This window comes from Bacillus sp. GC_Bacil_1, assembly GCF_026540675.1.
GTDB lineage: Bacteria > Bacillota > Bacilli > Bacillales > Bacillaceae_G > Bacillus_A > Bacillus_A cereus.
Genome location: NZ_JALNUG010000003.1, coordinates 192895 through 214470 on the forward strand (window position 1 = coordinate 192895; position 21576 = coordinate 214470).

Here is a 21576-nt window from a genome sequence, read left to right on the forward strand (position 1 = left end):
TTTTGTTAATAAAAACAAGAAAGCGGACACCAAACTACAGAGCAATATCAATAATGCTCTTATAGTTCGATGTCCGCTGGTTCTTCCAGTAGGACTATATATCTAATTTCTACTATTATATCATTTCTCTTGAATTCTTGTTACGTTTTCTCACCATACCTATTTAAACATAAATTCAATCTACTCCCATCTAAATTATTTATCTACCGGTCACTTATAGCACTAAACCCCAAGCTCATACTATTCAAACGATTTATAACAATTACCAGATGCTATTGTTGATTTTAATTCCTCCATTGCTGTCTATCAGAAGCTTTTAATCAAACCTCAATCCAAACTAACACCAACTATAAAAAGACAGCTATCTTAGATAACTGTCTTTTTATTGAATCCAATTTAATTATTTTGAAAATCTAGCATATCCTAAGAAATGCTTCTGAGTATATGAACTGTTAATCTTACTTTTAATTACACCTGTTGTTTCGTCAGCAGCATGAATATATTCACCGTTTCCTACATAAATCCCTAAATGTGAAGGACCCGGTTTATAAGTATTTTGTAAGAATACTAAGTCCCCTGGCTGAGGATCACTTATTTTTGTAACCATTCCCCAATATCCAGCTACACTATTTCTTCCAATTTTATATCCATTATTTTTAAATACGTAAGAAATAAAACCACTACAATCAAATGCATTAGGTCCATCAGCTCCAAATACATATGGTTTTCCTAATAATTTTGTAGCAAGGTCAACTACCCCCGAAGAACTAGAACTAGAACTAGAATCAGTTTCATTCATGTTAAGCCACTTATCACCTTCCCATGTTTGAACCTTCAACCAGCCATCCGTTGTTCCGTCGATAATGTTAAAATTCTGTGGATTATATTTATAACCACCATTTCCTTTTACAGCGCTAAATGAAGGCTCATTATAGACATACAAAGATTTATTTACAAATCTTAGTTCTCCATTTGGAATCATCCATTTATCGCCTTCCCATGTTTGAACCTTTAACCAACCATTCTTTGTTCCGTCGATAATGTTAAAATTCTGTGCATCATATTTATAACCACCATTTCCTTTAGGTGTATTAAAAGATGGTTCGTTATATACGAAAGAAGGTTTTTCTATTAATCTTAGTTCTCCATTTGGAGCGAGCCATTTCTCTCCTTCATACGTAGCTACTTTCCACCAACCATTACTACGCTTTTCAATTACATTCCAGTTCTGCGGACCGTACGGATGACCACTATTTGCTTTTTGTGAATTAAATGATGGTTCATCATAGCTAAAAACGTCTTTACCCACATACTCAGTTTCTTGTTGAGTTTTAGGATTTATCCATTTGTCGCCTTCCCATGTTTGAATTTTTAGCCATCCGTCTGTTGTTCCGTCAATGATTATAAATGTTTGGCGACCGTATTTCTGTCCACCATTTGCTTTTTGTGATGAAAAAGAAGGTTCTTCGTATGCGTAAAGATCTGCTAAAATACGTGATTCACCGTTTACATTAATCCATGAATCACCTTCCCACGTTCCAATTTTCCACCAACCATTATCTCGTTTTTCAATTATTCTTACATCCTGAGGACCATATTGCACTCCACTATTTTGCTTTGCAGAGTTAAATGAAGGTTCTGCATAACTGTAAAACGATTTATTAACATACTCAAGATTATTTTCGGCATGAGTCGCCATACTAAATGTAGAGATAGATAAAAAGATAGCTAATAGAATCCCGATACTACGCTTTAACATAAAATAACCTCACTTCATTTTTTTTGCTAATATATCGTTAAAAAAATAGATAGATTATTTTATAGATTAATAAAAAGATAAATTATTTAAGTATTCGGATTTTTACCGTTTTACGTCCCCATTGGCGTGCCTCTTTATCCGTTGGAAAAAGAACATCTATCTTTTTACCTTTGATAGCACCACCTGTGTCACCTGCAATCGCCTCACCATAACCATCGACATACACCTTTGTTCTTAGAGGGATTACTTTTGGATCAACAGCGATTAGTTTAATATTAGGATTTTTACCTATATCAATGCCAGCTGCTGTAATTCTTTCACTTGGAGAACTTTTTTCTACACTATATGCAGTAGATTCAACATAAAATTCAACACTCTCATTTTCCTCATTCATGTTAAGCCACTTATCGCCTTCCCATGTTTGAACCTTCAACCAACCATCCGTTGTTCCGTCGATAATGTTGAAATTCTGTGCATCATATTTATAACCACCATTTCCTTTTACAGCGCTAAATGAAGGCTCATTATAGACATACAAAGATTTATTTACAAATCTTAGTTCTCCATTTGGAATCATCCATTTATCGCCTTCCCATGTTTGAACCTTTAACCAACCATTCTTTGTTCCATCGATAATGTTAAAATTCTGTGCATCATATTTATAACCACCATTTCCTTTAAGTGCATTAAAAGATGGTTCGTTATATACGAAAGAAGGTTTTTCTATTAATCTTAGTTCTCCATTTGGAGCGAGCCATTTCTCTCCTTCATACGTAGCTACTTTCCACCAACCATTACTACGCTTTTCAATTACATTCCAGTTCTGCGGACCGTACGGATGACCACTATTTGCTTTTTGTGAATTAAATGATGGTTCATCATAGCTAAAAACGTCTTTACCCACATACTCAGTTTGTTGTTGAGTTTTAGGATTTATCCATTTGTCGCCTTCCCATGTTTGAATTTTTAGCCATCCGTCTGTTGTTCCGTCAATGATTATAAATGTTTGACGACCGTATTTCTGTCCACCATTTGCTTTTTGTGATGAAAAAGAAGGTTCTTCGTATGCGTAAAGATCTGCTAAAATACGTGATTCACCGTTTACATTAATCCATGAATCACCTTCCCACGTTCCAATTTTCCACCAACCATTATCTCGTTTTTCAATTATTCTTACATCCTGAGGACCATATTGCACTCCACTATTTTGCTTTGCAGAGTTAAATGAAGGTTCTGCATAACTGTAAAACGATTTATTAACATACTCAAGATTATTTTCCGCATGAGTCACCATACTAAATGTAGAAATAGATAAAATGAGAATTAATAGCAATGATACGCTTTTTTTAAACATATAAATTTTTCACCTCTTCCTTTTTTACAACGATATATTAACATAAAGACATTAACATAAATTTCTTTATTTATCTATAAAATTCCAAATGCAATAACAAATTCTTTAGAATTCCTATAACCCTTTTAAACCCTGTCCGTTCAAAGGGTTATAGGGTGCAGTTTAATAAGAAATATAAAATATGCAATTTTGCATATTTTATTATTTTAATATTACATTACCATTTCATTCCCTTCTTATAAAGAAGTGTTTATTGCTAGTTGCTCTTCCTTTAAGAGCAACACTTTTGTTTTGTTTCATGATTTCTTTCTACGTTTATAAGCCAACCTATCTTCTTGAAAGATGGTTATTTTATCTTTTCAGTGAACTCACTAACTACACGATCAACTTTTCCATTTATCCATACAGCAATTTGTTTTCCATGCCCACTGACTGGTGGCTTGATAGGGTGAATTTGTCCATTTTTCACGATATAAACCATATTTTCATTTAAAGAAATTTCAGCTTTCATCTCCACAATATTTTCACTAATAACCGCCACCGCAATCACTCCCAATTATGTTATAATTACTTTGTCGAATAATTATGTCGGGAGCAATCTCGGCTTTTTTTATTTGCCTACAAATATTGCACAACATTTTCTGGAACAAATGCTTGTTCAAGTGATAAATGGAGCCGTATTGGAATCGGCTTTTTTTCATCCCTTGCTTGCTTACACAATGTTTCTGCCTCTTCCCATACAAATTGTTTATCCTCCGCTCGTTTGTAACGCCAAATCCCTATTACGTAATCTTCAAACAACTCATACCGCTCATCAGGTGCTGTCGTTGGTTTTAATTCATCGCTCGCTTTAACTTGACGAGGTATTTGCACAACCACATCTGCATACCGTAATTTTGAATTCAAACGGTGAATATGAGCTTTCTTAGGATCAAATGATACAACTGGCTCCACGTCAAAAATTGTTAATTGCTTTGGCATTGTTTTTCCCCTCCAAAACCTGCAAGCTTGCAATTAAAATTCCTTCAAGCTGCGTTAACGTTAATTGATCTAATGTTTGTCCGTTAATTTCAGTTAATCCTAAGCCCAATAATTTACGAATGATTATTAGTTTTCTACGTTCTACTTCCTGACGTAACAACATGATTAAGCCTCCTGTTGATGATGATTGAACTTTCTCTCTAAATTTACAAACTTACTAAATTCTTTAATAAATGCTAGTTCAACAACACCAACTGGACCGTTCCTCTGTTTCGCTAAAATAATTTCCGTTATGTTTTTATTTTCTGTCTCGCGGTCATAGTAATCTTCACGGTATAAGAATGCTATTAAATCCGCATCTTGCTCAATTTGACCATTTTCACGTAAATCTGATAGCAACGGTCTCTTATCTTGCCTACTTTCTACCGCACGACTTAACTGTGATAATGCAACTACACATACATTTAATTCTCTTGCCATCAGTTTTAACTTACGACTAATCTCACCTATTTCTTGCATGCGGTTCCCTCTATGCTTTGGATCCCCTACAATAAGCTGCAAATAATCAATTGCAATTAAAACCTTTTTATCAGGGTACTTACGCTTTAGTTTCCTAGCCTTTGCATAAATCTCTTGCATCGTTACATTTGCTTTATCGTAAATTTCTAATGGCAAATCATTAATTAATCCCATCGCTTGACTAATTTTTTCCCAATCCTTTAAATTACATAGTTTCTTAGGATTCTTTAATTTTGTAGCATCAACATTTCCAGTACTTGAAATCATCCTCTTAAGTAGCTGTTCCTCCCCCATCTCGAGCGAGAAGATTCCTGTTGCTGTATGAGCACTTGCTGCATGAAAAGCAACGTTTAATACAAATGCTGTTTTCCCCATTGAAGGACGGGCACCAACAATGATTAAATCACCTTCTTGTAACCCTGCTGTCATTCTGTTCAAGTCGTCATAACCAGTTGATATACCGGTTAAATCTCCTACATCAATTTGCATGTTCTTATACAAATCAACAAGCGTATCTTTCAAGTTAAATTCATCTGAGTAACCCGTTTCTTCAATGGCGCTTAATTCATCAATTGATGTACTAATAGCACTCATGTCCCTATCTTGCTGAAGGCGGTTATATAAATTACCAGCAACCTCTTGAGCATGTCGCATTTTCCAAGCTTCGATTACTAAACCTTCGTGATACGAGAAATTTTTAGTAGTCGTAACAACTTCTGTTAAGTTTACAAAGAATTCAATTCCGCCAATTTGCTGCATAAAGCTTTCATCGAATTTTACAATGAGAGCAACAAGATCTATCGGAACCTCAGCATCCTCTAATTCCCTCATTGCCTTGAAAATCACTTGGTGCGTTGGTAAAGAAAACTGTTTTACCTTTAGCTGACAATCTTTAATTAAATCGCCTTCTTGGATAATGCTACCTAAAACACTTTGTTCAGCTTCTACATTACGAATCATATCGTTACTCATTTGGCTAACCACACATTCTGTTGGTTAAGTACTGCAAGTTCTTCTTCTGTTGGAATGTTCTGCTCCCATGCTTGTTGCTGCTGTATTACGTTTTTAGTAGACTCCGATAATCCCTTTTGTTGATAAGGAGCTTGTGTCTGTTGTTGCGCTTTTGTTAATCGCTGAGCACGAAATGCTTTATCAGCTGTCTCAACATCAGTTACTGTTTTAAAGCCTTTAAGGTGCCAATCTCTTAAAATCGTATTTACGTAAGACATGTTTCTCGTATTCTTCTCCAAAGCAATCTCCATAGCCTTAATAACTAGCTCTGCATTTAAATCATCTATCCAAGCATGAATACCATCTGCAATAAAAGGTGTAATCAGTCCGAAGTTTTGTTCGTAAAAAGAAATTGGATTAACCTCAACAACTTCTTCCGCGCCTGCGCGTTCTTCTTGTTGTTGTTCTTCTTCTTTTTCTTTTTCTTTTTCTTTTTCTTCTTCCTTGCTAGGGTCTTGGAAGCCCCTTATAAGCCCCTCCAAACGGACTGATAAATACTCCTTAATACGAGGGATTTTAAAATCTTGCTCTTTTTCTAATTGCAAACAAGTTTCATAGAAATCAACTAAAAAATCCTGGTCCTTCACAGATTGAATCTCTTTTAAGACACACTTTTCAATGTTTACATTTTTAATTGGATTGAATTTCAACCAGTTGATTAAGAACAACTCTTTTGTTTTTTGGTTGTAATTAATTTTTCCATACTCAGCAAAACGTTCTAATAGCTTCATAACAGTTTCACGGTTATATCCTGTATCAGTTTCAATGATACGAAGTGGAAGCTCATAGATTCCTGATTGAGACGTCTTACTGTTTGTCATCAAATATAAGTAGAAATACTTCTCCTCCGGTGTAAGATCTAAAACAAATGAATCCTGCCAAAATGAAACATGTACTGGTCTATAAACTGCCATATTATTCATCCTCCCGTTTACATATCGCGAATCCGTCCTCTACACGTAATAAGCGATAATTCTTGTATCCTATTTTGAGATATTGTTTTACTAAGTAAATTAAGTGTTGCTCTGATGTTGCTTGTTGAAACACTTTAGGGTTCAGCAACACTCTATGTAATGACTTGTCTAAAAGCATGCAACACACCCCGTTGTTATACGAATGCTAATTTGATATAATTAATCCTAAGATCTTTTGCAAAACCATTTATCTATCACTCTGCTAAGTGATAGATCTTTTATTTTCCACATGTTACTAGTGAGGCGTTAACTCCTCTCGCTCTTAAATCTTTAATCACTACACGATAACTCATAGATGCCTCATGTTCTTCTTTTGTATCACGAAGCATTTTAAATTCTTTCATACATCGCTCCAGTTCTTCTTCCCAGCAATTTGATTCTTCAGTTGATTCTGCATTAAACATGTTATGAACGCATGCAACCATACAATTATGAAGTTTATCCGCAAACGAAAAGTCTCCCGGAAGAACTAGATCATGAAGACAATCGTATTTATCATTCATGAATTACATCTCCTTTCTGGTCATAACGACAAGCACATTGCTTTTCTATTTTTTATAAAAATATTAAAAATCTATTATTTTGGTACACTTTAAATTTAATGGTAGAAACTACAAGTTCATTAATTTATCCAAAAAATAATTATAATGATATAATTATTTTGTAAAATATATTGTCAGCTACTGTTGTCTAGGCGGTAGCTTTTTCTTTTGCCCATTTATGTTTCAAAATGAATGATGCTTCAATAATTTTGATTCGAATCCCCAACAATTTCTTCTCTTGTTTTAACTCAACTGATTTTGAATCCTCATTAAGTAATTCTGCTATTTTAATTTCACCGTTTAGTTTTGCATCATATCGAATTAATTCCTTGTATTCTCTTAGACTCGGTTTCTTATAATCTACTGTCATTTCCCTTCCTCCTTTACAGCATCTTTGTTAAATTCATTAAGCTATCCACCGATTGAATAATAATGTTTTCTGCCATAGCCTTTTGCAACCAACTTCTTTGTATTTGTTCCATAATGCCAAAATGAACTTGCTCAAGAGCTTGTACTACACATTGAGTAGCTTGGATTGTATCGAAGATTTCTTTTGCATGAACTGCGTATTCATGTTTCTTTTTTTCATCATGCTTCCATGACCTCGTTGTAACTTGTAAGTTCATGATTTCCTTTGCTGCCGCAATCCCCTCTTCAGCCTGTTTAATGTAGTTCATCAATTGTAGATTTACATCTTGAGTTAAGCGTGGATCTGTAGGCGGTAACCCAACACCATAAATATGTTTAATCGCTTGTTGATTTAACTTTGCTCCTGTTGCATGGCACCAATCCATCGCAAGTTCAAATTCTGGTTTAGAAAGTCCAGATTCAATACGGGTTAGTCTTTCATGTGTAATACCAAGGTACTTAGATAGCCCTTTCTTCGTTTTCAGCTGAACATTGTCACAACATTCTCTAGCATTCTGTAATAATTCCCCTATCGCTGAATTGCAGTATATGCTTGTTCCCATATCTGTTCGCCTCCATATTTAGTTTTCAAATGGTTACAATGAACTTAGTACATATGTAACTTGTCTACTTTTCGTATAAAAAGAGAGGAACTATTCCTCAACGTTTGCTTTTACTTGTATCTCTTTGATGATGGCCCAACCAGCCTTGTAATATGCTTGACGGATTTTATCAATATCCTTTTGCGATTTTGGCTCAGGAGCCACAACATGGACTTTCGTTTTTCCAAATTCATAAGTCGCCGCATATTCTTCTTGTTGGCTCATGGTGTCACCTCTTGAAGTGCTTTTTATATGTTTATGCGACGGGTCTGTTGGTACTGCCATGTTAGTTGTTGGCATTTTCTCACCTGCTTTCTACGCTAAAAAGTATAAGATTCTTGTACTTCCGTGCATCAAATTAAATCCTTTACATCACTACCAAGAATAGTGGCTAATCTAATAGCCTTTTCAAGATTTGGATTACTATAACCATTTTCCCAATTACTTATTGTAGATTTTGTAACTTGCATTCTTTTTGCAAGATCTTGTTGCGTTAACTTACTTTTTTTCCTAGCTCTAATTAATTTGATATTTTTGTTCACTGTCTCGCTCCTTGTATAAGTATTTTGTACTTTTATTATATGTATAAGAATCTTGTACGTCAACACATTTGTACAATTATCTTGTACAAAGTTTTACAATCAATCTATATAAGGTACAATATCTTTGTACTTTTTATTAACGGGAGGTGCTAAAAATGTTGAGACAAAGATTAAAAGAGATGCGTAAAACGCGTAAGCTCACTCAGCAAGTATTAGCCGATAAAGTAAATACCACTAAAGGCACCATTAGTAACTATGAGAATGGTCATAGCACTCCCTCAAACGAAATGCTAAAAGATTTAGCGAATGTTTTAGGAGTAACAACAGATTATTTATTAGGAAGAGAAGATGAATCAAGGATGTCTAATGCACTTCCTGATTTAAGCAAAAAAGATACTCGTGATATCGCTCGTGACTTAGAAAAAACTTTAAAAGACTTAGAAAATAGTGAAGATGCTTTAATGTTTGACGGAGAACCAATAGACGAACATACAAAAGAAATGATTCGTATTTCTCTAGAAAACTCTATGCGCATGGCAAAACAATTAGCAAAACAAAAATTCACTCCAAACAAGTACAAAAAAGATTGAATGGAGCGAGAAATGGAAATTAAAGAATACGTACTCAAAATCGTTAAAAAACACAGCACAGCAAATCCCTTTGACATTGCTAAACGAAAAAATATTATAGTGTTGTTTGAAGACCTTGGGAATACTCTTGGTTTTTACAACACTTATAAACACTTTAAATTCATTCATATTAATAATCAAATTAATGAAAATACCCAACGATTTGTTTGTGCACATGAATTAGGTCATGCTGTACTTCATCCTAAAGCAAACACCCCCTTCTTACGTAACCAAACCTTCTTTTCTGTAGATCGCTTAGAAATTGAAGCAAATACATTTGCTGTGGAGCTATTACTTACCGATGAAATGGTTTCTGCTTACGAAGATACTCAATTATCTATTCAAGATATTGCGGAAATTTATGGGGTTCCTGGTGGATTTTCTTGTTTAAAAACTTACAAAAGAAAAAATATATAACTAATTATAGGAGTTTTAATATGGAAAAAATTATAATAGACATTTTAAAAAATGATAATTTTTTAAAATCAATTCCTGCGATAGTTGCTATTATAGGACTATTAATAGCTGGATACAAACAGGTTTTCAAGGTAAAAACAATTACTGAAATTGATAAGTTATTTCTGGATAAAGAAACTAAAGAAAGACTAAAGTTTGGTAAATATATTTTTAGTGTTATACAGTTCTTCTTTAGTTATATAATAGTAAGTCTATATTTGAAATTTTTTTATTACGACTATCTAACAAGTGATTCTGAATCATTTTTCCTGTCTTTCGTAAAATATAGTTTAAATATTTTCGGTATTTCACTTCTAATTTCTTCTGTGTTATTTTCTTTTCAAAATAAATTAAAAAAACACAGATGGTTCATGCTTATTTTCATATTCTTTGTTTTAATTAATTTATTAAGTAGTTATCCTATATTTGGGTGCATATTAAGTTTACTATTTTTCCAAAGCGATAACCTATATAACTTATATGTAACCCTTCTGTTGCTTTTGGGACTGTGTTTTTTCTATGCACATATCTTTTCAAAAATCCTGCAGGAAAGCCATGTTCCATATTCATTTCGAATAATCACTGAAACTGAGTTAAAAAAAATAAAAAATCTAATTCATGGCTATACAATAGACGAGAAAAGAACAATTTGTTTTATTGAGGACATCTTAAACAAAGAAAAATTTTATGTATGTGATTTTTCATCAAAAGTTTATATTGAATATAAACAATTAACTTCTCAAGAAAAAGAAAGTAAATCATCTGGATCTCGCGCTAAAAAACCCAAAGCTAATCGCTGAAAAAGCTCCCTATTAGGAGCTTTTCTTTAATCACAGTTCATTCTTCTATCTCTCCATATCCCATATAATAACAATATACTAAGGAGGTAAAACTATGAAAACCGCAATCTACTTAAGAAAATCCCGTGCCGATCTCGAAGCCGAAGCACGCGGCGAAGGCGAAACATTAGCAAAGCACCGCACTACTCTGCTGAAAATTGCCAAGGAAATGAACTTAAATGTTTTAGCTGTTCGTGAGGAAATCGTTTCTGGTGAGAGTTTAGTGAAACGACCTGAAATGTTAGCATTACTTGAAGAAATTGAAGATAATAAATATGATGTTGTTCTTTGTATGGATATGGATCGTTTAGGTCGTGGTGGGATGAAAGAACAAGGAATCATTTTAGAGACGTTTAAACGCTCGAATACGAAGATTATGACGCCTAGGAAGACTTATGACCTTAATGATGAGTGGGATGAAGAATACAGCGAATTTGAAGCGTTTATGGCTCGTAAGGAGTTAAAGATTATTACACGACGTATGCAACGAGGTCGTGTCGCCAGTGTAGAGGCTGGGAATTACCTTGGTACACATGCACCATTCGGATATGATATCCATCGCTTAAATAAGCGTGAACGTACTTTAACGATTAATCCAGAAGAAGCTTCAGTTGTAAGAATGATATTTGATTGGTATGCAAACGAGGATATGGGCGCTAACGCAATCCGAAGCAAATTAAATGATCTTGGCTACAAAAGTAAGCTAGGTAATGAATGGAACCCCTACAGCATCTTGGATATATTAAAAAACAATGTTTACATCGGAAAAGTAACATGGCAAAAGCGAAAAGAAGTAAAACGTCCTGACGCTGTGAAACGTAGTTGTGCAAGACAAGATAAATCAGATTGGATTATTGCTGATGGCAAACATGAGCCTATCATACCCGAAAGCTTATTTGAGCAAGTACAAGAAAAATTAAACTCAAGATATCATATTCCCTACAATACGAACGGAATAAAGAATCCATTGGCTGGTATTATTAAATGCGCTAAATGTGGTTACAGTATGGTACAACGTTATCCAAAGAATCGAAAAGAAACGATGGATTGTAAACACCGTGGCTGTGAAAACAAATCAAGTTATACTGAATTAATTGAGAAACGTTTACTCGAGGCATTAAAAGAATGGTACATCAATTATAAAGCTGATTTTGAAAAACATAAGCAAGATGACAAATTAAAAGAAACACAAGTCATTCAAATGAATGAAGCTGCATTACGCAAGCTTGAAAAAGAGTTAGTGGATGTCCAAAAACAAAAAAATAATTTACATGATTTATTAGAACGTGGCGTTTACACAGTCGATATGTTTTTAGAACGCTCGAATATAGTTTCTGACCGTATAACTGAAATTACTTCCACTATGGAAAACTTAAAGAAAGAAATTAAAACCGAAATTAAGAAGGAAAAAGTCAAGAAAGATACAATACCTCAAGTGGAGCATGTCCTTGATTTGTACTTTAAAACAGATGATCCCAAAAAGAAAAACAGCCTCCTAAAGTCGGTTTTAGAAAAAGCTGTTTATAAAAAGGAAAAGTGGCAAAGGCTCGATGATTTCGAACTTGTGCTTTACCCTAAGCTCCCTCAAGATGGCGACATATAAGCGTTTATGCTTTGTCGTCACCTTGTTGGTGTAATTAGATTTACCCCATTTAATCCTAAAGCATCATTCGTCGAAACTGCCAATACGACAGGCTTGCCATTTCTTAGCGTCGCTTTTGCTGCCATTAGTACTGGAGAATCTGTCATTGCATTTGCAAATTTACTCATAGAATTTCCTGTTAAAGGAGCGATTACCATGCAGTCTAATGGAATTTTAGGTCCAAGTGGCTCTGCTCCAACAATTGAATTAATTGCTTTAAAACCTGTTATTTCTTCAATCTTCTTAATCCACTCTGCTCCTTCTCCAAATCTAGTATTTGTTGATTGAACAGTGTATGAAACAACGGGACGTACTTCTGCCCCTTCAGCAATTAATTTTTCTAAGTGCGGCATAACTTCCTCATACGTACAATGTGAACCCGTAAATCCGAAACCAATTCGTTTCCCCTTCAAACTCATTTCTTTTCCTCCTCCTTTGCAATTGCATCTGCTGCTAATAACTGAGAAAGAACATTTGCTAAAATTTGCCCAGCTGTTTTGGGAGCAACAATACCTGGTAATCCAGGTGCTAGCAACGCTTTGACTCCTCTTTTTTCCGCATATCTAAAATCAGTACCACCTGGTTTAGAAGCTAAATCAATCACTAACGTATGAGCTGGCATTTTTGCAATAACATTCGCTGTTACAACGAGGTGCGGAATTGTATTGATTACAATATCGATATTCCCTACTTCTTTCTCTATGTCTTGCATATGAAAAGGAGAAAACATCATTTCTGTAATACGTGCAATATGTTCAGATCGTCTTGCTCCAACTTTGACATGGGCTCCTAATGATTGAAATGCTCTCGCAACACTCATTCCTGTTCTACCAAATCCTAGAACCATTACATTGGACCCATGAATTGTATAGTCGGTATGTTGAATTACCATCATTAATGTACCTTCTACAGTTGGAATAGAATTGTATATTGCCACATCATCACGATCAAATAATTTAACAAGTTTTCGGTTCGTAGTAGATACGAGATTTTCCAAGTAAGGTGTACCAATACCCGAATATATAGTAAAGTGTTCTGGTGTATTTTCAATTTGTTCTTTCGTTATTGAAACTTTTTCATTTGAAAAAATAGTATCTACTTCTCCTTTAGCATTTGTACCTGCAACCGGCAAAATGATTGCGTCTACAGAAGTGAAATCTAAATTTTGTATACTTTCTTTTGCTGCCCCTGTGAAACCATGATCTAACTGATCAAACCCTATCAAAGAAAGTTTCGCATCCAATTCAACTAGCTTACGAATTACTTCTAGCTGCCTTGCATCTCCTCCTATGACAGCAATATGCATCTCAGTCAACATTCCCTAATTCACCTTCTTTTTCTGTCATTTATAAGAAAAGTGCCTACTTTTTCTTTTTCCTCCACATCATATGTAATGTACGAGTTTATGGTGATTGAAAATCCAAATGCACATATGATTTATCAGGTTTCTATGTAGATACAAAAAAAGATGACCAAAATGGCCATCCTTCACTCCGAATTTGAACGATCTATACTATCACAAAGAAGCATATCATGTCCGACTTTCTTTATTTGATTCCATGCCACCCTTACTTCTTGTGGTTCCTTTTTAAAACCTCCCCACTTCCCTACAGGTATTATAAGTGTTTGTATTTGTCCGTCTTTCTCATTAATCTCTAAATCCATATAACCTAAGACTCCCATTTTTTCCGCTTTTTCTATATCTACAACCTCTTTACCACTTAATTCACTTAATCGCATACATACTCCACTCCCCTACTGAATTTTTCATTTGCATTGTCTATAATTAGTACCTATTCTATATGTATAAAAAAAATAACCTTCTCTCATTTAAAAAGAGAGAAGGTTATTATCAGATACATCATAAAAATCGATTATAGTTTTATTCCTTTTGGAAGTTTTCCGTCTGGACTAATAAGTGCCGCAGAGAATTCATCAGTAAACATGTTGCGAATTAATCCGTCCACATTTTCTTTTGTTACAGTGTTTACACTTTCAATAATCTCATCAAGTGAACGATGTTTACGAAGAAGCAATTCATTTTTACCGTTACGACTCATACGGCTATTTGTACTTTCTAAACTTAACATTAAGTTTCCTTTTAATTGCTCTTTACTATTCATAAGCTCTTTTTCTGTAATACCTGTATTTTTCAATGTCTCTAATGTTTCTTGCATTGTTTCATACAGTGTATCTAATTGTTGGCTACCTGTTCCACCGTAAAGTGTTAACATACCTGTATCTTCATAAGAAGAGTGGTAAGAAAATACCGAGTAAGCTAATCCACGTTGCTCACGTACTTCTTGGAATAAACGGCTACTCATGCTACCGCCTAAAACATTATTTAATACAATTAAGTTATAAATATCTTCGTGTCCCATTTGTAAGCCTTTATATCCTAGACATAAATGAGCTTGTTCCGTTTCCTTTTTACGGGCTACCTTATTGAAATGGAAAATTGGGCTATGTACTTGTTCACGGTTTGTTGTTCCTTCATAACTACCGAAATATTGCTCCACTGTTTGTAAAAATGCTTCATCAATATTTCCTGCAACTGATACAACTACATTTTCAGGTGTGTAATGATCTTTTATATATTGACGTAACGTATCACCTGTAAACGTATTAAGCGTTTCTTCTGTTCCTAAAATAGGATATCCAAGTGGATGCGTTTCATATGTTGCTTTCGTTAACATATCATGCACAATATCATCTGGCGCATCTTCGTACATTTTAATTTCTTCACATACGACATTCTTCTCTTTTTTCAGTTCTTCCTCATCAAATGTTGAATTAAAGAACATATCTGCTAAAACATCTAAAGCATATTTAGCATGCTCATCTAATACTTTTGCATAGTAACAAGTATATTCTTTTGAAGTAAATGCATTCACTTGACCACCAATGCTATCAAATGATTCTGCAATCTCTCGTGCACTACGTGTTTCTGTCCCTTTAAAGAACATATGCTCTAAAAAGTGAGAAATCCCATTATTTTTTTCATTTTCATTTCTTGATCCCGCATGGATCCAAATACCAATTGCAACCGATCTTACAGTTGGTATATTCTCCATAACTATTCTTACACCATTTTTACAAGTATATTTTTTAATCAAAAACTTTCCTCCTACTGCCAGTTTCTCTAAATAAAACGCTATTATTTAATGATAACAAGTTTAAGGATGAATGTCATGCAAATGTATTTAATCCACACGTTTTTCATCCAGTAATTCAGTTATATTCCCCACTTTATATCTTTGTTCCTTCAATTTTATAATCATTGTTTCTAAAGCCTCTGCTGTAGACGAAGTAGGATGCATTAATATGATAGCACCTGGATGTATTTTTCTCATTACTCTCTGCAATAGTACATCCGGCTCAGGTCGCTTCCAATCGATCGTATCTACAGTCCACATAATCGTTCCCATTTGAAAATCATCTGCAATCTTTACGACTTCATCTCGAAAGCTTCCACTCGGCGGAGCAAACCATCTTACTTTTTGATTCGTTGCTACTTCTATCATTCGATTTGTTTTTTGTAACTGATCTCGTATTTCATCTGACGATAACGTTTTCATATTAGGGTGTGTGTATGAGTGATTTCCAACTTCTTGTTTTGCATCGACAATCATTTTTGCAAACCGCAAATTTTCTTTCACCCAACGTCCTTCTAAAAAGAAAGTGGCCTTCACATCATGCTTTTTCAAGATTTCTAATATGCGAGGCAAATACTCATTTCCCCATGCCACATTTATTGTTAATCCTACCATCTTTTTATTTGGATGCCCTCTATAAATTGGAGCTGGTGATAAATCTTCCAAATGAACACTCGGTGAGACTTCTTTGAATTCAAGATATTTTTGATCAAATTCCTTTAGCTTCTTCATATTATTATACGATGCTTCAATATCCACTTGTCTTCCATTATATCCAGGTGTTGCCTTCCATATTTTATCAATCATCGCATTTTGAGGTGCAATCTCATACTGTTTTGCATGCTTTTGAATTTCTTCATGCAAGTTATCTTGTGCAAAAACAGAATAAGAGCCTAAACTGACATATAAAGAAAATATACATATGTATGCCAATATACGAACTTTCATATAAACCCTCCCAAATTAACTATATAAAAACATTTTCTTCTTATCTTTGTTAATTTGAGCGTTATAATGAAAACTATACCTATACCGACATAAAAATATATGAACATCATGTTTTTTACATAACAAAAAAAGCCAGTTTAACTGGCTTTTACTTATTGCTGCTCTTGTTTGTTTTCTTCTTTAGCAGCTTCTTTTTCTTGCTCTTCTTTTAGCAATACTTTTCTAGATAGATTTACGCGACCTTGCTTGTCAATCTCGATAACTTTAACTGTAATTACATCACCGATTTTCACAACGTCTTCTACTTTACCTACACGCTCAAGTGCAAGTTCAGAAATATGAACTAATCCATCTTTACCGCTGAATAATTCAACGAAAGCACCAAATTTCTCAACACGTTTCACTTTTCCTTCGTAGATCTCACCTACTTGTACTTCGCGAACGATATCTTCGATAATCTTCTTAGCTTTGTCGTTCATTTCTTGATTTATTGATGAAATGAATACTGTACCATCTTGCTCGATGTCAATTTTAACGCCAGTTTCTTCAATAATTTTATTGATTTGTTTACCGCTTGGTCCAATAACGTCACGGATTTTATCTGGGTTAATTGTCATTGTAATAATCTTTGGAGCGTAAGCTGATAATTCAGTACGTGGCTCTGCAATAACAGATAACATATGATTTAGAATGTGCACACGACCAATTTTCGCTTGTTGTAATGCCTCTTCTAAAATCTCACGTGATAAACCATCGATTTTAATGTCCATTTGCAGCGCAGTTACACCTTGTGCTGTACCTGCTACTTTAAAGTCCATATCACCTAAATGATCTTCCATACCTTGAATATCAGATAAAATTGTGTAATGCTCACCAGATTTAACCAGACCCATTGCAATACCTGCAACTGGAGCTTTAAGTGGAACACCCGCATCCATCATTGCTAAAGTACTACCACAAATACTTGCTTGTGAAGTAGAACCATTTGATTCTAATACTTCAGATACAAGGCGTACTGTGTATGGGAAATCTTTTTCAGATGGAATTACAGGCTCAAGTGCGCGCTCTCCTAGTGCACCGTGACCAATTTCACGACGACCTGGTCCACGCATCGGTCTTGTTTCACCAACACTAAATGATGGGAAATTGTAATGGTGCATAAAGCGTTTTGATTCTTCTACACCAAGACCATCTAAAATTTGCACATCGCCTAATGCACCTAATGTACAAATACTTAATGCTTGTGTTTGTCCACGTGTGAATAAACCAGAACCGTGTGTACGAGATAAAATACCAACCTCTGATGCTAAAGGACGGATTTCGTCACCTTTACGGCCATCTGGGCGAATTTTTTCAACTGTAATAAGACGACGTACTTCTTCTTTTACAATTTTATATAAAATCTCATTTACTTGTCCTAATGTATCAGCGTCAGCTTCCTCAGCTTCGTAATGCTCAATTACACGCTTTTTCACTTCGTTAATTGCATCTTCACGTGCATGTTTCTCATGTACTTGAATTGCAGAATGCATATCCTTCTCAGCCATTTCACGTACAGCTTGATTAAGATCAGCGTCAACTTCATAAAGTTTCACTTCTGATTTCTCTTTACCTACAGCTTGTACAATCTCTTCTTGGAATGCAATTAAACGTTTAATTTCGTCATGACCAAACATAATTGCTTCTAACATTGTTTCTTCAGGTACTTGATCTGCTCCTGCTTCAACCATGTTAATCGCATCTTTCGTACCAGCTACAACTAAGTGGATATCACTTTGTTCTTGCTGTTCTACTGTTGGATTAATAACGAATTCGCCATTAATACGACCAACTGTCGCACCAGCGATTGGACCTTCAAATGGAATATCTGAAATCGATAACGCTAATGAAGAACCAAGCATAGCTGCCATTTCAGAAGAACAATCTTGATCAACACTCATTACAATGCTGACAACTTGTACTTCGTTACGGAAACCATCTGCGAATAGTGGACGAATTGGACGGTCGATTAAACGACTTGCCAAAATTGCTTTTTCACTTGGACGACCTTCACGCTTAATAAAACCGCCAGGAATTTTTCCGACTGCATATAAACGCTCTTCATAGTTTACTGTAAGTGGGAAAAAATCTACATTTTTAGCTTCTTTTGATGCAGTTGCTGTAGATAGAACCGCTGTATCGCCATATCTTACTAATACTGCTCCGTTCGCTTGTTTGGCAAGCTGACCAGTTTCAACTGTTAGCTGGCGACCAGCTAAATCTATCGAGAAGACTTGCTTTTCTTGACTCATTTAAGTACCCCTCTCAATTTAAAGTATTCAATTCTTCTATGTAAATGGATAGTATATCACAATATTCTACCTCTAGTATTGCCTAAAATTAAGTAAGCTATAAAGCGTAGAAGATATATTTTTACCTAACAAAAAAGCGGGAATATTCCCGCTTCTTTGACTATCGACGTAAGCCAAGCTTTGTGATTAATTCACGGTAACGTGTGATATCGCTATTACGAAGGTAAGTTAGTAAATTACGACGTTTACCAACCATCTTTAATAGACCACGACGTGAATGATGATCTTTCTTGTGAGTACGTAAGTGCTCGTTTAGAGTGTTAATTTGCTCCGTTAGGACAGCAATTTGAACCTCTGGAGAACCAGTATCAGTCTCATGAGTTCTAAATTGTGCAATGATTTCATTTTTACGCTCTTGTGTTAAAGCCATCCTATTTCACCTCCTATTAATTAAACCCCCAATTACCTAGCAAGCGTCGGTGAGTCGCAATGCCAAGCAATGGTTGTCATAAAGTACATAACATAGAATACTACTTTTCATTTGAAAAAGCAAGTATATTCTTTTCGCTCGCAAAATATTCTTGTGCTGTTTTCTTATCTTTTGCGATTTGTTCAACTAACTCATCAATGCCATTGAATTTCTTCTCTTCTCTTATACGCATATGCCACTCTACTGTAACATTTTGATCGTATATATCTTTGTTAAATTCAAATAAGTGCACTTCAATTGATAATTGGCGCCCATCTTCTTTAAAAGTCGGTTTATATCCAATATTACATACACCATCGTACCATTCATCGTGAACTTTTAATCTCACTGCATAAACACCTACAGGTGGCAATAAATACTCATCACTTAAACCTACATTAGCTGTTGGAAAACCAATTTGACGCCCACGTTTGTCGCCGTGTATAACTGTTCCCGTTACAGTATAGGCTCTACCTAAAATAGATGGAATTTGTTCCATTTCGCCATTTCGAATTAACTTTCGTAATGCTGTAGAACTTACTTTCTCTTCTTGAAATTCAACTTTTTCAATCACAGTCTGTGTAAACTCCCCTCTTGCATGAAATGGTAAAGTCTCCATCTTTCCTTTTCCTAAACGTCCATATGAATAATCAAACCCTGCTACTACATGCTTTACATTTAAACCAATAATATAATCATCTACAAATTGTTGTGGTAATAACCCTGCAAATGATTCATCAAATTTAATCACATATAATATATCGATTCCTAAGCTTTCGACTATTTTTTCTTTATCACGCATTGGTGTAATATACTCCACATGCGCATCCTTTTTCCCTAAAACAACAGATGGATGAGGATGAAATGTCATAACTGCACTTTTATATCCTCGGTCGTCCGCTATTTTTTTCGCAGTTCGAATTACACATTGATGTCCTAAATGAATGCCATCAAAAAATCCTAATGCCATTACAGTAGGTGGTAATTCTAATTTATTTTGTTCATGTGGATGAGTTAAATGAATAAGTTTCACGCTTGAATTCACCTTTTTCTGTAATAATCCTTCCAATAATTCATTATAGCTTTAGTTCTTGATTATTCACAAGTACTTTCATCGGCTTTAACATGCCAGGATGTTTCGGATGATGTTCATAAATTGCTAAGCAACGATCATTTTTATCAAACACTGTAATAAATGGTGCTGTTATTTCTAATTCATTCTTTAAGAACATACCATTCTTGATTTTCTCTGCTTGCTTTTCATCTACAACCATTTTTGGAAACTTACTTAATGCTTCATCAATTGAAATGAAGATAGACTCTACTGTTCCATTTTGCACGTTTTCTTCAATTTCTTCAAATGATATGCAATCTTCTAATAAAAATTCACCAGATGCCGTTCTTACAAGGTGAGACATATGTGATGGGAAACCAAGTTTCTCCCCGATCATTACCGCTAACGTTCTTACATATGTTCCTTTACTACACGTTACACGGAAACGGAATGAAATATTTTCTCCTTCAAAAACTTCACGGTCATCAAGTAATACGAATTCATGAATCGTAATTGTACGAACTGGACGTTCTACCTCTTGTCCTGCTCTTGCATATTCATATAATTTTTTCCCGTTTACTTTTACAGCTGAGAACATTGGTGGCATTTGTTCAATCGTGCCTGTTAATTCCGCTAGTACCTCTTCTACTTCTTTACGTGTAATAACACGGTTTACATCTTGTTTCTCCACAACTTCACCAGAAGCATCTTCTGTTGTTGTTGAAAACCCTAATGTTACTTCACCTTCATATGTTTTCGTTTCACTTGTTAAAAATTGTGCAATCTTCGTTGCTCTCCCCACACAAAGTGGCAATACTCCCGTTACATCTGGGTCTAATGTTCCCGTATGACCAATTCTCTTTTCTCGCAATATCTTTCTTAATTTAAATACACAATCATGTGATGTCATGCCTTTTGGCTTATGTAATAATACTACACCTTCCATATATGTTCACCTCATCATAATTCTTTCGTAGTAAATATCCAAAACTTATTTTGCATTGAAAAAATGGATAGACAAATGTCTATCCATTATTCTTCACGTTTACCGTCTTTATTAATTTCATGTAAAAGTGTATCAATTCGATGACCATATCCGATAGACTCATCAAACTCAAAGGTAATTTCCGGTGTTTTACGAAGACGAATACGTTGGCCAATTTCTGAACGAATAAAGCCTTTTGCCTTCGCTAAACCTTTTAACGTATTTTCTTTCTGTTCTTCGTCACCTAAAACAGAAATATATACTTTGGCAATTTGCAAATCACCACTCACTTGTACATCTGTTACTGTAACAAATCCGATACGTGGGTCTTTAATTTTACGACTAATGATGTCGCCTAATTCTTTTTTCATTTGCTCGCCTACACGGTTTGCACGTAATTTCATAACTCTTCACCT

26 protein-coding genes and 1 pseudogene are annotated in these 21576 nt (G+C 34.8%); 4 read left to right on the plus strand and 23 right to left on the minus strand.

What is annotated here, in order from left to right:
• Positions 1-400: 400 nt before the first annotated feature.
• From OXT04_RS06320 to OXT04_RS06380, 13 genes are all read right to left on the minus strand, one after another.
• Positions 401-1759 (minus strand): C40 family peptidase, encoded by a 1359-nt coding sequence (locus OXT04_RS06320; RefSeq protein ID WP_267414020.1) that lies wholly within the window; start codon positions 1757-1759, stop codon positions 401-403.
• Positions 1760-1841: 82 nt separating this feature from the next.
• Positions 1842-3113 carry a 3D domain-containing protein gene (locus OXT04_RS06325; protein ID WP_080470787.1) on the minus strand — a complete coding sequence of 424 codons (1272 nt, stop codon included), beginning with the start codon at positions 3111-3113 and terminating at the stop codon, positions 1842-1844.
• A 346-nt stretch (positions 3114-3459) separates the two neighbouring features.
• The gene (locus OXT04_RS06330; protein ID WP_153579315.1) at positions 3460-3624 is read right to left on the minus strand and encodes a DUF3954 domain-containing protein; all 165 of its coding nucleotides are present in this window, start codon (positions 3622-3624) and stop codon (positions 3460-3462) included.
• A gap of 107 nt (positions 3625-3731) precedes the next feature.
• Positions 3732-4094 (minus strand): hypothetical protein, encoded by a 363-nt coding sequence (locus OXT04_RS06335; RefSeq protein WP_063537152.1) that lies wholly within the window; start codon positions 4092-4094, stop codon positions 3732-3734.
• Positions 4069-4257, minus strand: coding sequence for a hypothetical protein (locus OXT04_RS06340; RefSeq protein WP_001991829.1), 189 nt, complete (start codon positions 4255-4257; stop codon positions 4069-4071). Before OXT04_RS06340 ends, OXT04_RS06335 begins: the two co-directional genes overlap by 26 nt.
• A gap of 2 nt (positions 4258-4259) precedes the next feature.
• The gene (gene dnaB / locus OXT04_RS06345; protein ID WP_098256743.1) at positions 4260-5585 is read right to left on the minus strand and encodes a replicative DNA helicase; all 1326 of its coding nucleotides are present in this window, start codon (positions 5583-5585) and stop codon (positions 4260-4262) included.
• The gene (locus OXT04_RS06350) at positions 5582-6538 is read right to left on the minus strand and encodes a DnaD domain-containing protein (protein WP_267414021.1); all 957 of its coding nucleotides are present in this window, start codon (positions 6536-6538) and stop codon (positions 5582-5584) included. Before OXT04_RS06350 ends, dnaB begins: the two co-directional genes overlap by 4 nt.
• Before the next feature lies 1 nt (position 6539).
• Complete coding sequence (locus OXT04_RS06355) at positions 6540-6716, minus strand: hypothetical protein (protein ID WP_000923253.1); 177 nt, start codon at positions 6714-6716, stop codon at positions 6540-6542.
• Between the two features lie 100 nt (positions 6717-6816).
• Positions 6817-7101: a hypothetical protein gene (locus tag OXT04_RS06360; protein WP_098297075.1), complete on the minus strand. Its 285-nt coding sequence runs from the start codon at positions 7099-7101 to the stop codon at positions 6817-6819.
• Positions 7102-7288: 187 nt separating this feature from the next.
• The gene (locus OXT04_RS06365; RefSeq protein WP_098297074.1) at positions 7289-7510 is read right to left on the minus strand and encodes an RNA polymerase subunit sigma; all 222 of its coding nucleotides are present in this window, start codon (positions 7508-7510) and stop codon (positions 7289-7291) included.
• Positions 7511-7523: 13 nt separating this feature from the next.
• Complete coding sequence (locus OXT04_RS06370) at positions 7524-8111, minus strand: sporulation sigma factor-processing peptidase (protein ID WP_098297073.1); 588 nt, start codon at positions 8109-8111, stop codon at positions 7524-7526.
• Positions 8112-8201: 90 nt separating this feature from the next.
• A complete protein-coding gene (locus OXT04_RS06375; protein WP_063537157.1) occupies positions 8202-8450 on the minus strand; it encodes a hypothetical protein in 249 nt (82 codons plus the stop codon).
• A gap of 53 nt (positions 8451-8503) precedes the next feature.
• A complete protein-coding gene (locus OXT04_RS06380) occupies positions 8504-8692 on the minus strand; it encodes a helix-turn-helix transcriptional regulator (RefSeq protein WP_050822091.1) in 189 nt (62 codons plus the stop codon).
• A gap of 155 nt (positions 8693-8847) precedes the next feature.
• Between OXT04_RS06380 and OXT04_RS06385 the strand changes: the two genes are divergently transcribed.
• The 4 genes from OXT04_RS06385 (at position 8848) to OXT04_RS06400 (ending at position 12219) form a co-directional block, all read left to right on the plus strand.
• Positions 8848-9282: a helix-turn-helix domain-containing protein gene (locus OXT04_RS06385; RefSeq protein WP_097960795.1), complete on the plus strand. Its 435-nt coding sequence runs from the start codon at positions 8848-8850 to the stop codon at positions 9280-9282.
• 12 nt (positions 9283-9294) lie between these two features.
• Positions 9295-9738, plus strand: a complete 444-nt coding sequence (locus OXT04_RS06390) for an ImmA/IrrE family metallo-endopeptidase (protein WP_267414028.1) — start codon at positions 9295-9297, stop codon at positions 9736-9738.
• Positions 9739-9758: 20 nt separating this feature from the next.
• Positions 9759-10577, plus strand: coding sequence for a hypothetical protein (locus OXT04_RS06395; RefSeq protein WP_267414029.1), 819 nt, complete (start codon positions 9759-9761; stop codon positions 10575-10577).
• A 94-nt stretch (positions 10578-10671) separates the two neighbouring features.
• A complete protein-coding gene (locus OXT04_RS06400; protein WP_267414030.1) occupies positions 10672-12219 on the plus strand; it encodes a recombinase family protein in 1548 nt (515 codons plus the stop codon).
• A gap of 32 nt (positions 12220-12251) precedes the next feature.
• Here the strand turns inward: OXT04_RS06400 and dpaB are convergent.
• The 10 genes and pseudogenes from dpaB to rbfA all read right to left on the minus strand — a co-directional run.
• A pseudogene (gene dpaB / locus OXT04_RS06405) lies at positions 12252-12677 on the minus strand (dipicolinate synthase subunit B); the annotation flags it as partial.
• Complete coding sequence (gene dpaA, locus OXT04_RS06410) at positions 12674-13576, minus strand: dipicolinic acid synthetase subunit A (protein ID WP_000954735.1); 903 nt, start codon at positions 13574-13576, stop codon at positions 12674-12676. The pseudogene dpaB and the gene dpaA, both read right to left, overlap by 4 nt.
• A gap of 170 nt (positions 13577-13746) precedes the next feature.
• The gene (locus OXT04_RS06415; RefSeq protein WP_001239757.1) at positions 13747-13998 is read right to left on the minus strand and encodes a YlmC/YmxH family sporulation protein; all 252 of its coding nucleotides are present in this window, start codon (positions 13996-13998) and stop codon (positions 13747-13749) included.
• Between the two features lie 134 nt (positions 13999-14132).
• Entirely contained in the window at positions 14133-15374 is a 1242-nt protein-coding gene (locus OXT04_RS06420; protein ID WP_000593001.1) for a M16 family metallopeptidase, read from the minus strand.
• Between the two features lie 87 nt (positions 15375-15461).
• A complete protein-coding gene (locus OXT04_RS06425; RefSeq protein ID WP_000868221.1) occupies positions 15462-16361 on the minus strand; it encodes a polysaccharide deacetylase family protein in 900 nt (299 codons plus the stop codon).
• Between the two features lie 152 nt (positions 16362-16513).
• A complete protein-coding gene (pnp, locus tag OXT04_RS06430; protein ID WP_000076745.1) occupies positions 16514-18652 on the minus strand; it encodes a polyribonucleotide nucleotidyltransferase in 2139 nt (712 codons plus the stop codon).
• A 160-nt stretch (positions 18653-18812) separates the two neighbouring features.
• Positions 18813-19082: a 30S ribosomal protein S15 gene (rpsO, locus tag OXT04_RS06435; protein WP_001229392.1), complete on the minus strand. Its 270-nt coding sequence runs from the start codon at positions 19080-19082 to the stop codon at positions 18813-18815.
• Positions 19083-19182: 100 nt separating this feature from the next.
• Positions 19183-20154 (minus strand): bifunctional riboflavin kinase/FAD synthetase, encoded by a 972-nt coding sequence (gene ribF / locus OXT04_RS06440; protein ID WP_000766705.1) that lies wholly within the window; start codon positions 20152-20154, stop codon positions 19183-19185.
• 43 nt (positions 20155-20197) lie between these two features.
• A complete protein-coding gene (truB, locus tag OXT04_RS06445; RefSeq protein ID WP_000399362.1) occupies positions 20198-21121 on the minus strand; it encodes a tRNA pseudouridine(55) synthase TruB in 924 nt (307 codons plus the stop codon).
• A gap of 86 nt (positions 21122-21207) precedes the next feature.
• Complete coding sequence (gene rbfA / locus OXT04_RS06450; RefSeq protein WP_000776437.1) at positions 21208-21564, minus strand: 30S ribosome-binding factor RbfA; 357 nt, start codon at positions 21562-21564, stop codon at positions 21208-21210.
• Positions 21565-21576: the final 12 nt, after the last annotated feature.